This is a genomic window from Akkermansia muciniphila ATCC BAA-835, assembly GCF_000020225.1.
Classification (GTDB): Bacteria; Verrucomicrobiota; Verrucomicrobiia; order Verrucomicrobiales; family Akkermansiaceae; genus Akkermansia; species Akkermansia muciniphila.
Window position 1 is genome coordinate 381,635 of sequence record NC_010655.1, and the last position, 13,270, is coordinate 394,904.

A 13,270-nucleotide genomic window follows, 5' to 3' on the forward strand; every position below is an offset into this window, starting at 1 on the left:
GCAAGCGTCGGCGCACTTTGAGCAGTGCGTGAGTCATTTGTCCTCGAAGCCGGGGACTTGGGTTATGGTCTGCCCTTGTACGGGACTTTTTAGGCACAATCCATGCTGTTTGACCGTCACCGCAGAGCTTCGATGTATAATTCCATCCGTTGATGATGGTGTGTAATTGCTCCGCTGGGTCGCATGATGTGCCATCACAAAATACAAAACAGAGGAATGTTTCAAAAAGTTCAGCCAATCAGAAAGATTTTTCTTTCGGCGAAAAAATCTGATTACCGATACAGCCTGACATTTGAAACGCCCCGGAATTGCGATGCAAAGATAGTAGCGATAATCGAAGCCTCCAAATAATCAGATGCCCGGTATCGCTTCAGGTTGTACAAGTATTGCCTAATATCGCTTTTAGCTCACCATCTCCACTGTACCGCAAAGATAATATGTCTGGATCTAAACCACCAAATTTTTAGTCCCACTATCCGTGAATCTCCGTTATACTTCCGAGGTTCAGCCAAAAACTTCCGACCCATTTCCGAATACCGCTTTCTTCCGGCAATTCTAAAACGAATATGTCCTTCACAATATCTTGCGGAGTACGGATCACTTGTCCCTTTTCAGCCAACTCCAAAACGCCTATTTTTATACTGACTTTGAGCAAGCCGCATAAAAAGGCCTGAATCTATATGTCGTCGGAGAGTTCGCCCCCCCAATGCTGTGATAAACATTCATTTTCATAGAATTGATGTTCAAGCCTATCATCCAGCTCTAAAAGCTCCCACTAATGAGACCAATATCATTAACTTTACTTCCAAATTTATATTCAAACTAGATCTGGAAGTAAATCACTGGTAATCAATCACAATTACACTTTCTCTTAGTTTGCCGATTTTATCACTTTGCTGTGGGCTGGTTTTTAAATCCCTCGCTTTTCTTATTTCGCGAACCTTAAATCCACAAGATTCTGCTATGTCAGCAATGATATAATCAACAGGAACTTCAACTCCATAGTAAGCAGAATTAGCCACATTGAAATATATGACACCCCCTTTATGCATTTTCTTTGCAAATTCCGAGAATAAAAATTGCATATCCTCAAAATAGGCACATATCATATTTGTAATATCTGTATTCCATGTATTTAACTCTTTATTAGACATCTCTAGAAGGCTATTCTTAAGTCTTTCATTTGCTATCGGAAAGACTTTTCCATATGGAACTTGAACATGAGAACGTAATGTGTTTTTACGTAATTCACGAAGTTCCTCATAAGAGTTAATTAATTGTAAAACTTTTAGCTCTAACATATAAATATCCGTGTAATCTCTGGAGTTTAGATAGGGTGGAGAAGTAATAATCAAATCCACTTCTCTATCTGGAACCTGTTGTATGTTTTTCCGAACATCTCCCAAATAGCATATCTCAGAATTTTGTACAGATGGATTCTGTTTGGAAATGATTCTAATATCTTCTGTAAAAATTGAATTTAATCTGTCCAGAAAAAAATTATGAATATCTTTTCTACTAAAGATTCTAGTTTCCCATCCTTTCTTGTACGACAAGCACTTGCCATTACGAAACATATTGCTTGCTTGAATGATAATCGAAGCCAATGCGATTGTAAATAAATTCTTATAATCATCATTATCAACAATCGTTCTAATGGCATGTCTTACATCAAGTATTCCATCTATAGCAGTGTCGTGAAAATTCCACTTCTTACTCTGCTCTTTTTTTACAATCGTATCGCCAAAAGGTAATGATTCTATTTTACGTATATTTCGACTTGTACGTGACAGCTTCTTTGTTACGGCTTTAACATAATACGTAAAGGTATCGACATTATATTTTCTACCCAATTTGACCGTTGATAGGAGATGCATAAAAGGACTGACCTCAAAAGAATAGCACTTTATTCCGTGGTTTTGCAGTTCAACAGGAGTTGTTCCGCTACCACAGAAAGGCTCTAATGCACAGGTTGGCGCAAAAGGTAATTCGCCTAGTATGTCTTCAATAAACTCCTTAGAATATCCTTCCACAAAAGGGTACCAACGATGTACAAAAACATTCTTGTTTTTGTCAAATTGCATAACCGAATGGTATTTTTCTGTGCAATCTATGAATTTATAGTCTTTGTACATAGTTGTTAATTATTCAGTTGGGATGTTCATTTATTACTCTAAAATCATCTAATTTAATGTGTCTGTAATAAGCTGGTCTATCTTTCTTAGGTATTTGATCGATGGTCATGTCTATTCCTGTGTCAGGAAGTTCTTCGTCTCTAGCATCAAATACTGCTAAATACCCCAACTTGAAATCTTTTTCCTCGGCCAACAATTCTGTTATGTAAGAGGTTGATTGTTTAAATGCATCAGGGACAATACGCGGTTTGGCACTATATGTGGTTCCTATTTTCTTGCCTAAATGATGAACACTAGTACCTACCCACTTGACTTCTATAAAATACAATCCCTCGCCATCTTCATCAATCATAGCAATATCCAATCTCTTCAAACTTTCTAACATGACCTCTTTCTGCACGAAGAAAACTTTTAATTTTTCCTTTAAGAACATACGTAAATCATCCCTAAAACAATCTTCTGGAGTATTTCTGAGTAATTGCTTATTGGCTTTGATAAACTGTTCTTCATTAAGTTCTGATTTCAAATCGGTTCGTAAAGATTTTAAATGACTTTTCTCAACAAAGAATTTAGAATAGGTATCTCTGAGTTTTAAGTGTTTTCTATATTCCTCAAGTACTCTCGGCAATTCTGAAATAGGCTTTTTACTATTGAATGAGTGTAAGGCCGAGCTTTCATAAAAAATGGAATCACCACCGTCGCGGCCGTTAACAAAATAATTAATAATGCCTTCTGAAGTCACCATAAATACAACGATACCATTCTTTGACATTTGTGTGAAAATACGTCTAGTTTCGTTGTTATCTTTGTGCAATTCGTTATCAAATTCTTGAATATTAAAATTAGAATCAATGACAATGTGGCGATTCTGAACAAACGTTGGGTCTGTAAACAACTGTTCAATAGCACTATCTGCATTATTTGTAAGATTCTGTAAGTCTTCTTCTGATATGACAATATACTTAAAACTATTGTCTGGGTGTTTATCGCACATTGTTTTTATGAGCGACTGCATAAGCTTGAAATTGTCAGTAGCTTCCAATCCATTCAATGCCGCGTCCACTATAGCTTCTTGATTACGTTTTAGCAAATCTTTAAAGTTTGCATTTTGGCTGAATCTTGTTTTCATAACCTGCTACTTTATAATTTCGCTAAAAACATACTCAAAATATAACTCTATGTATTTTTCATCGCTGATAGCTGATGCGTCGTCAAGAGTTTGTTCAAAAGCGATTTTGAAATCTTTGAGGACTTTTAGTGTTTCGCTATCTGGTGATGATGTATCTATGCCATCAATATTGTTAGTTTGAGATGCGTTTTCATAAGATGGGTCATTAACGATGAAACCAAATAATCGTTTTTCGCCGTATTTGCCTAACATATACATAATAGTTTTCAGCCATTCAACTTTTTCTTGATTCAAAGGAATCTCCTTCTTAGAACATAAAACCAATCCACCCTCCTCTTCACGTAATTTTAAAGAACTTCTTAGGAAAACTAAACTCCGTTCAATCAAATCTGAATATGGACCGAAAGTTGTTACTGTAAAATGGTAATATGAAAATATATTTTCTCCTTCATGCTTGAATGAATAGAGAACTTGTACCAAATACAATATTCTTTGGAAAGATTGTTCTGAAACCGCCCCCCAACCCATACTTTTGGCTATGGTTGAGACTGTTACAATATCTTCATTTGCTCTTATCAAATTCTTTTCTAGCATAATTCCAATCTGTTTTTAATATGATGATAGATTGATTTTAATTGCTCACTTGTGTTCTGTATAGTAGATTGTTTTGCAATATCCAATAACCCAACAATACCAAGATCAACATTTTCCTGATCCAATAAATGCTCAATAAATAAACTATTGTTCAGGTTTGATGTTATGATTAATGAGTTGGGCTTCTTTAGGAATTCAGCAAAAACGCTTGCAGCATTCCTTTCGTATGATATATCCAAACTACTGTCCGGTGTCTCAACTATATAAAAAGACGGAGTCCTATAGAAGAATGTAAGAATACTCATTCTAAAAGAATGATCCACAAAGAATCTTTGTGATTCTGACATTTCTTCTTCGTAAAACCGGACTTTCCCATCAATAACAGGATAAAAACGCTTGTTTGTATCTCCAGTTTGTTTGATGTATGTCAGCTCGCAAGGTACACCTAAAAACTTTCCTGCGTATTGGGCAAAAATCGAGGAAAACGCATGAACATTAGCTGTTATAACATCTTCTATTTCGTTTGAAATAGAAGTCACGATATTATACTGCTCGTCACGTTGTTTTTGGTATGCCTCTTTTTGTTGGGTCAGACGATTTACTTCATCTAGGAATGGTTGAATGGAATTTTGACTATTATCAGACATAGCATTTTCATACTCCAGTTCCCTGATTTGTTGCTGAATCGTTCTTCTTTCCAATTCAATCTTAGTAAACTCTGTATCTGAGTTAATGATTTGTTGCTCTATATTTTGTATTGTCTGCTTCTTGGTATTAATAGACTGATATAATGTTTTTCTATGTGTGCTTATCTCATCAAAACGTTTTCTTAATATTGTATCCGTTTCTGTGTTTTCATTAATTGAAGAGCCACAAGCAAAACAACTATTTGAGTCATTTGCAACTTTTTCAACCAATTCATCATTTGGCTGATTGCACATCGGACAGATGTGGTTCAGCTGAATGTTCTTTATGAAAACATGATATGAAGGATGTAGAGTCTCCCATATATGGTTATTTAGTTGCTCCTCTATTTGTTTTAACTGTTTATCCATATCATTTGCAGATAAACTTATTTTGTTGATTTCATTCTGCAATAGTGATATGTCTTGACTTTTAGAAGCACGTTCTTTTTGTATGGATGCCAGTTTGGCGTCCATTCCTGCAAGCTTTCCCTTTAAATCAATAAGAATAAGTGCAGTGTTCCCTTGATTAGCTGTTGAGTGGTCGGCTGACGGAGAAGTATCCTTCATTTTGCCAAGAACCTTATTAATAGCTCTCATGTCTTCTGAACTATGACGAGACAAACTATCAAAATATTTAGCTTTTCTAATAGCTTCTTGCCGTTTCTTGTCGAGAACAGGGTCATTGAAATATTTGTTAAATAGTTCGCTTTGTACATCAGGGAAGAAGCCACCATCATTCCAAAGGATGGTCTTGTGGTCTTCTCCGAAAAAAAGTACCTCGTTTACGAAAAATATTAAATCATCAAATTCTAAATTTGTATTAGTCTTAATGATTTTCTCATATAGATAAGGCAACATATTAACTTTTGCAGCATCAGATAATTTTTCGTAGCTAAACTGATTGATTAAGGTGCCAAATACTTCTGTTCCATCAACCTTAAGTTTGGTTAAGGTTATGGAGGATAAATCTCTTGTCAAATCAACTGTAACATTGTTTATCTTCATGCTAATTGATACGGTAGGAGAAGCATCCGTGTGAATGCTGTCATCCATGCGATTGCTGAAATACTTTTGCGGAAACAGTTGGCGTTTTTCTATAATATTTCCTTGGTATGTACGAGTATATCCGAAAGGCTTTTTGTATAACCCAAGAATTGCATATCGAATAATGTTGACAAAAGTAGTTTTCCCCATGCCATTACCACCTAGCACAAGATTGACGCCTTTAACAAAATCAAAGGTGTAATCCAAACCGTTGGGGTATAAAGTATAATTCTTAATATTTATACTCAATAGCTCTGGCAGATAAATGTGTCTACTCATAATACTTTCTTTAAAAAGATCGGCTATATATACAACAGATCCAATATAATTACAAAAATACTTTTTTCTTCAATTATAAAGTTGTAGCACGGTATTATTAAAAACTTTTGTTCTTTATATAATATCCTCCGTTTTTTTTGCTCCACGATATTCTATCAAGCCTAGACTGATTAGATTCTTCAATGTGCGAGACAACGTAGGGACACAGACTTCTATCATTGTAGACAACTCATTGGTCCTTAGACCAGGAGTTTTAGATAAAATCAGAAGAACTTGTTTCTCTCGTGAATTTATCCTATCATTTAATCTATCATTTAGTTTATCATCGGTGGTTCTTAGGGACTTGGTTCGCTTCATAAAAGTAACGGTAAAGAAGCCCTTGTTGTCAAATTCGGGTTCAGGCAGACCAGCTTCTTTCATAAGGCGGCGCATACGGGGAATGCCGGAGCCTACTTTCTCAACAAGCTGCATTCTTGTGAATAGTCCGAAAATAAGTGGATTCCGGCTCATACTCTTTTCTCCGAAGTTTTCTGCAACAATGGGAAGAAGACCTCCGGGATTGGAAATCTCAACCCGGTCATCATATACTTCAACCATCACTGTCGCACCCTCTTCATACAGGTCGCGATGACAGATGGCGTTCATAACCGACTCCTTGAAAACATCCAGCGGTATCTCCCATATTTCTTTTCGTGGCCCCGTACCTTCGATGATGTACTCTACTTCAAGTTTGCTCTCAATCCACGAGAGAGTATTGAGATACTGCTGATATAGTGGTCCTCCAAAAGTCTTGTCATCTATGATGTGGACCTTGTCAAAACCTTTGAATCTCAAACATCTTACGACAGCATGAGCAAACTTCCTCTCCGGCTCTTTGCCGAAGAAAAGAGCAGCGGCATTCTTCACTCGTCCATCATCGGTTGTTAGTTCCAGGTTGTCGAATAATTGTCGAATCGGTAAATCTTCAGATAGGTGAGATTTTTCAAGAAAGGAACGGAAATTATGGCTGTCTATGTCCTCGTCAATGCCAAACCATTTGCATGGAATGGCATCATAAAATATCTTTGAACATTCGGCAAAGAAAGCCCGTATTTCTTCAGCCGTTCTCAACTTTTGGCAGTTGGCACCCTCTCTTACATATATCACGCCTCCGGCGATGTAAGGTTTGTCCTTACCGCTTGGCACATCAACAACCCATATCTTCTTACCATCAACATCCATCGGATAAAAGACGCAATGCAGGGCAGGAGAAATTTCACCGATGGTGTCTTGGATTGCTGAACGCTTATTATTGTCTATCTCGGCGCCTATAATCTTGTTGTCATCACTAACACCAATGAGAACATAACCTCCGGCGGCATTAGCAAAACCAGCCACTTCCTCGAATAGTTCTCTTACTTTTGAAGGCACACTGCGTTTGAAGTCCACATTGTAGCCTTCGCCTCCTTTTACAAGGTCAAGTATTTGAGATGCCGTTAACATAATGCAAAATTACGAAATTATTTTGAAATGACATAATGATAAGGGCTGTGTGTCACCACATCTCACACTCTTTCTTCGACATTGCGGCGATTTCATCGGCTATCTCTTCGGAGGAGAGTTTGATGTAGTCCATGAAGGTCTTTTGGGTTTTGTGGCCGCTGACGTGCATCATCTGGAGCATCGTGTATTTGTGGGAGAGGTACATATTGGTGATTCCTGTTCTTCGGGCGGTATACGAAGTTACACAAGCATAACGCGGAACAATAACGTTGCCGTTGAGGTCGGTCTCAGCTTCCTTGCCTTCTTTTTTCAGTGCCTCCTTCTGCTTCATAGTCAATCGGGTCGGCACTTTCTCAGCAAGGGTCGGCATAATTTCCGACAAATCTTTGAGAATGTTCTTGATGTAGCGGTTCAACACCTGCTCGTTGACTTTCGGCACATTGTAGCCGTATTTCTCGCAGATGGCTATTAGATTCTCATTAAGAACCGGAATTGTCACCTCGGTCTTGGTCTTTTGCTGGACTATACGGATGATGCGTGTGCCTTTGCGTGTAGTCTCAAAGCAGTCGGCATGAGATTGTTGTAGTCACTGACACGTTGGCAAGTATAGCAACCGATGAGAAAAACATCGCGTATAAGGTCGTTCTTACCGGTCAGCGGCATTTCATAGAGAACTTGCAGTTCATCTTCCGTCAGATAGATTTCGACAGCCTTGTCGCGGTCTTCAATCTTGTTCTTCACAATCAGCGAAGCGGCACGTTGGTTGTGTCATGCACACCATCAATGAAAGCGGCGTTTATCAAAGCTTTCAGGTTGGTCAGATGCTTGTTGACAACCTTCTCCATATAGCCGTTCGCGCCTTTTCTCTCGCCTCTTCACGCTTGGTAATCGCCTTCCGCTCGGCTGCGGCTGCTTCCTCTTTTGCCCTGCGCTCTGCATCCACCTTTTCAGACTCGGATATGTAGCGCACATCCATGTCGAGAGCCTCACGATCGAAATCAATTTTCGCCATGTGAGCCTTTACGATGCCTTCAATCTGCGTTAGCTTGGCATGAAGTTGGTAATTCTTCTTCTGATGCGCCAGCCACGCACGTGGCGAAGCGGTGGCTTTCAGCCATTCGTTCACCTCCACTTGGAGCAATGTCGAAATAAGCACATCAATCTTTCGGGTATGGATGCGGATAAACAGAGTCGCGGTATCCTTTTTCAAGTCCTTGTTGCGAACATGAAACGGTGTCAATTTTTTCGGAGAGGGTGTTGTTGCCATATATTTGTTTGTCGTTAAATTTGAATGTCGGCTTTCACAGTTGTTCCCTGTCAGCCACTTTGGTTCTGCAAATATAACAACTCAAACTGCCATTTGTCAAATCGGGTCACCACGCAGGTCACCACGTTTTTTGAATGACGGTGAAATTCCAAAATTCAGTCGAAATTTATATTGCGTTATTATTCAGTATTTTGCATCCAGTTCAAATTCATCTTGATTCACCTCAATTCACAAACTCAAGTTCTGTTGGAACCACGCCACGGAAAAATCCTTTTAACAGAATTGATTTCCGCACAATTCTTCCAGAATACCGTAAAAACGGCCCACATGCACCCCGTCCACCAGCACATGGTTTGCCTGAATGGCCACGGGCATCACCATCCTGCCGGAAGCATCCGCCTCCATCTTCCCCCAATGGATGAGGGGAAAGTATTGTCCCCGAAACACTCTGTAGGCGCTGGCCACCTGTGTGAATGGAATCCACGGCAGGCAGCTGAATACGGCGATATCCGCCCTATGGCACGGATTCGCCTGGGCGGGAGCAAGTTTGGCAGCCTGCACAAGAGGAACGGCATGTTTCAGGAAATCAGACAACTCCATCCGGTATTCCACTAAAATCTGAGTGAATTCTCCATCCGCAGCCAGCACTGGAACCAGGGCATCCACGGACTCATACTCCCATACATCCCCTTCCTCCACCCGCTGGCGCAGCTGGGGCACCCTGTTCAACGCCTTCAGCAGCACAAACAGGCACAAAATGAAAAAGGAAACCCCCTCCCGTTTCGCATAACGGTACAGGGCATCCACCCGGACCGGGGACGTAATGGAAAACATGGGGCAGTCAAACGTCTGGAAATACTCATAATGAGACTTTCGAGGCCAGGAAGAGATTTCTATTTTCTTTTTCATGCACTTATTTTCTATTCAGGGAAGGCTCCCCGTTTCACAACAGCTTCTTTCCTTCCATTATTCCCCGGCTCTACCGGAAATTCCAACCCGGCTGTTCCCAGCGCCAAAGCATTGATTAATGCTTCTATTTATTCAATTATCAACTATGTTGCAACAAAGAACATCCTGAATGCCCCCTACCCCTCGCGAACGGAAAGCAAATCCGTTACGGACGCATGCTTCATGCGCCACGCAGGCAGAAGGCACGCCAAGGATGAGAGGGAAAGCACCAAAAGCACAGCACAGGCCAGATGCGCCCAAGGCATCGTGACAGGAGGAGTAACGACGCCGAAGTGATAGCCGTATTCCAAAATCTGGATGGAGCACCAGGCGCCCAGGACTCCCAGCACAAGACTCATGACAACGGAGCACAGGGAAACCATCAGCGTTTCCGCCCAGAGCATCCGCATCACCATGCCGCCCGGCACGCCCACCGCACGCATCAATCCAAACTCCCGGCGGCGGGACTGCACGGAAGCCAGGACGGTGTTAAGTACGGCCAGAACGGCGATCACCATCATGATGATGGGAAGCTTGCTCATCGTAAAAATCACATCGTCCCCGCGGCTGGTAACGCTTCCTCCCAGGCTTTCCCGGGTCAGGGCCTTCACCAGAGGCTTGGCGCCTTCCCCTCCGTTTTCCTGCTCCCGCACCTTCATCAGGGCGTATTCCCCCAGGTCGTTCTGAAGTTCCACGTTGCTGATCCCCGGAGCAGTATCCCCCCAGATAAACTGGAATCCCTGATGAGCGTATTCCTCTTTGAGCCAGCGTTCATCGGCAATCGCCAAAGCGGCAACAAAACCCCCGCGGCGCACGCGCATTCCGCTGGTCTTGGTCAACCAATGCCAGCCGGGGAAGGAAACTATTCCCGCCACCTTCCAGGGTTCTCCCCGTACGGCGCCACCCCTGCCCCGGCCGCGAATACCGGCAGAGGGCTCATTTCCGGAACGGCGTTCCCGGGAAGACGGATTAACCAGCATCAAGTCATCCCCGACCTTCAACCCCACCGTCCGTGCAAACGTGTCCGGAATCAGGAGAGAACGGGTGGATTCCAGCATGGCATAAGCCTCCTGCGGATTTCCGGAAACAAACACGGGGTTGAACAGCGGATGGCTCCCCCCGGCCATCTCCGCCACGGGAATGCCGGCCAGTACGATGGAACGGTTGCGCATCCCGGAAAAACCGGGGCTTTTCATCTGTGCCGGAGCAATATCCGGTTCATCCACGTAGATGGGATACATTCGGGAATTCCGCAGGCTGGGGCGCGCCATCAGCTCCGGAACATCCGCAGATTTGAACTCCGTATGCAGGAAGGAAACCAGGGTTCCGGGTGTTGACGTATCCGGGGAAAAAGGAACCAGCATGGAATAGCCCCATGTCTGCACCCCCACAAAAAGAGAGAGGCCCACAGACATGGATACGGCAGTTCCCACGGAACGGCTGAGGTTGCGGCTGAGCTGCATTTTCAGGAAAGAATGCGGAACGTGCAGCAGAAATCCGGTAATCCATGCCCCGGCCCACTCCGTCACGCGCACGAAGGTGGGGGCCAGAAACAGCGCACCGGCTACCAGGCCGGGGTAACCCAGCCAGAAAAATATCCATTTGCGCGTTTCTACCTCCAGGCCCGGCAACAGCAGGGCCGCAGGCTGAAGACACACGCATGCGAGGCCCGCCACGACAGACCACACAGGAACACGGCTCACCTTCCCGATGAATCCGGAGGAAGGAACGGCCGCTTCCAGCGGAGACTGGCGGGAAGCGCGCCACGCAGGAATAATGGAAGCCAGCAAGGCCCCGCCCACAGCGCATACGGCGGCGGTTAATACTGTGGACCAGGTCAGCACGGGTACAGAGGCAGAGCCTTCCTCCAGCAGGTACACCAGGAAAAAGCCTGCGGCCAACCCTCCCAGCAATGCCGGAATGCACAGAAAAATCCCCTCCCCTGCAATCAGCAGTGCAATTTGCATGCGCCCCAGCCCCAGAGCACGCATCAGGGCCAGTCTGCGGGCACGTTCGCTGACGCCAATGCTCAACGTTGTGAAAATAATGAAAATACAGGAAAACAGGACAAGCCAGACGGACATTTCCGCGCTATCCTTCTGTGAACGGACGGCCCGGTCGCTGGAAAGCCGCCGGATGATGGAATCCGTATCCGCCACCGCAGCGGAAGCCTGGACCAGCTCCTGCCGGAAATTCTCAGCAAATTCCTTTTTGTCCACCCCTTCCTTGAGCTGAACGTAAATCAAATTAGGGGCAAAAGGCTGCCCCGTAATTTTCTCGCATACCTTCACGGGCACAAAAAGGGAGGAAAAAGCCGGGCCGGACATGCCGCCCGGCCCCATAATGACGCCGGGGGTGGCCTTGGCCTGCTTGACGATGCCCACAATCTTTACGTCGTACACATGCGTTCCCACGCGCACGTTCATGACAGTCCCCACTCCCGCGCTGAAATATTTGGCGCTTCCGCTGCCCAGCACCCCCTCCATGGCTGAGGAGGAAGCCATATCCGGCCAAATTCCCTCTTTCAATTCATAAGGACACTCCACAGCATGGTTTCCCACCAGGATGGGGCTCTGGGGAGGAATTCCCATGCGGTCGCGCGTCTGCTCGTCAAAGCTGCCCCGCTCATTTCCGCAGCCGATTTGGAGGCGCGGCACCTGGCACGCGGCGTTCACCGTTTCCACAAGGGGAGAGGCGGCCAGACGGGCGGGCAGCTCCGGGTCACGGAACTGCGGGTACTGTCCGGGAGGAAGGGGCCCTTTGGGAGACTCCGGCACCAGGCAGAGGTCATAATTCCCCATATAGGCCTCCGCATCATTGTCAAACTCCCTGACCAGCGTATCATAGCTCCCCATCATCCATACAATGAGGCTGACGGAGACAAGGATGGCGAACACGCTGACAGCCATTCGGCCGGGGTTGGCGCGCAGATCCCTCCAAATCAGTTTGAACATCAACGTCATAAGGCGTCATTCAGCGTACGTTCATAGAAGGAGGACAATTCCGCAGGACCGGCAAATTCCGCTGTGGATCTGTCGTCCACAATGCTGCCGTCCTTGAGTACGATTACACGATCCGCCCACATGGCTACGTCCGGCGCATGCGTCACCAGGACAAAAGCACAACCTTGCGCACGATGCAAATCCCGGAACAAATCTCCCATAAGCCGGGTATTTTCAGAATCCAGGTTGCCCGTAGGCTCATCCGCCAGCACCAGAGCGGGACCGGAGACCAATGCACGGGCAATCGCCACGCGCTGCTGCTCCCCGCCGCTGAGCGTATCAGGCATGGCATGCCGACGGTGAGACAGTCCAACCTTTTCAATCATGGCGTCCAGGGCGGCGGGAGCCACCCTCCTGCCTCCCGCCAGGGACGGCAACAGAATGTTTTCCTCCACGTTCAAGGTGCCCACCAGGTTAAACATCTGGAAAATGAACCCTACACGGTCCCGCCGGTACACCGTCAGGGAGGCATCCGACATGGAACCGAGATCCATCCCATCCACCGTCACCGTGCCGGAATCCGGAGCCAGCAGCCCTCCCAGCACGTTCAGCAGAGTACTTTTTCCGGAGCCGCTTGCGCCCATCACGGCGACGAACTCTCCCCGGTTCACGGTAAGGCTGATATCTTTCAGCACAGTTATACTCCCGGAACCGGATTTGAAACCGCGCTTGAGATGGCTGACGGAAATGACGGGGGAACTCAT

10 protein-coding genes are annotated in these 13,270 nt (G+C 44.7%); all 10 read right to left on the reverse strand.

Annotated elements, in window-relative coordinates; all coding sequences use genetic code 11:
* Positions 1-839: 839 nt before the first annotated feature.
* Positions 840-2,135 (reverse strand): TRM11 family methyltransferase, encoded by a 1,296-nt coding sequence (locus tag AMUC_RS01830; protein ID WP_012419380.1) that lies wholly within the window; start codon positions 2,133-2,135, stop codon positions 840-842.
* A 13-nt stretch (positions 2,136-2,148) separates the two neighbouring features.
* Positions 2,149-3,264 (reverse strand): hypothetical protein, encoded by a 1,116-nt coding sequence (locus AMUC_RS01835; RefSeq protein WP_012419381.1) that lies wholly within the window; start codon positions 3,262-3,264, stop codon positions 2,149-2,151.
* A gap of 6 nt (positions 3,265-3,270) precedes the next feature.
* Positions 3,271-3,858, reverse strand: coding sequence for a hypothetical protein (locus tag AMUC_RS01840; protein WP_012419382.1), 588 nt, complete (start codon positions 3,856-3,858; stop codon positions 3,271-3,273).
* Positions 3,852-5,867 (reverse strand): AAA family ATPase, encoded by a 2,016-nt coding sequence (locus AMUC_RS01845; RefSeq protein WP_012419383.1) that lies wholly within the window; start codon positions 5,865-5,867, stop codon positions 3,852-3,854. The genes AMUC_RS01840 and AMUC_RS01845 overlap by 7 nt, the downstream gene beginning before the upstream one ends.
* Before the next feature lie 114 nt (positions 5,868-5,981).
* A complete protein-coding gene (locus AMUC_RS01850) occupies positions 5,982-7,349 on the reverse strand; it encodes an ATP-binding protein (RefSeq protein ID WP_012419384.1) in 1,368 nt (455 codons plus the stop codon).
* 52 nt (positions 7,350-7,401) lie between these two features.
* On the reverse strand, positions 7,402-7,788 hold the full coding sequence (locus AMUC_RS11740) for a site-specific integrase (RefSeq protein WP_143245897.1): 387 nt from the start codon (positions 7,786-7,788) through the stop codon (positions 7,402-7,404).
* 378 nt (positions 7,789-8,166) lie between these two features.
* The gene (locus AMUC_RS01860; protein WP_012419386.1) at positions 8,167-8,616 is read right to left on the reverse strand and encodes a hypothetical protein; all 450 of its coding nucleotides are present in this window, start codon (positions 8,614-8,616) and stop codon (positions 8,167-8,169) included.
* 273 nt (positions 8,617-8,889) lie between these two features.
* Positions 8,890-9,525, reverse strand: coding sequence for a CatA-like O-acetyltransferase (locus tag AMUC_RS01865; RefSeq protein WP_012419387.1), 636 nt, complete (start codon positions 9,523-9,525; stop codon positions 8,890-8,892).
* Positions 9,526-9,701: 176 nt separating this feature from the next.
* Positions 9,702-12,518, reverse strand: a complete 2,817-nt coding sequence (locus tag AMUC_RS01870) for an ABC transporter permease (RefSeq protein WP_162610404.1) — start codon at positions 12,516-12,518, stop codon at positions 9,702-9,704.
* A gap of 5 nt (positions 12,519-12,523) precedes the next feature.
* The gene (locus AMUC_RS01875; RefSeq protein WP_012419389.1) at positions 12,524-13,270 is read right to left on the reverse strand and encodes an ABC transporter ATP-binding protein; all 747 of its coding nucleotides are present in this window, start codon (positions 13,268-13,270) and stop codon (positions 12,524-12,526) included.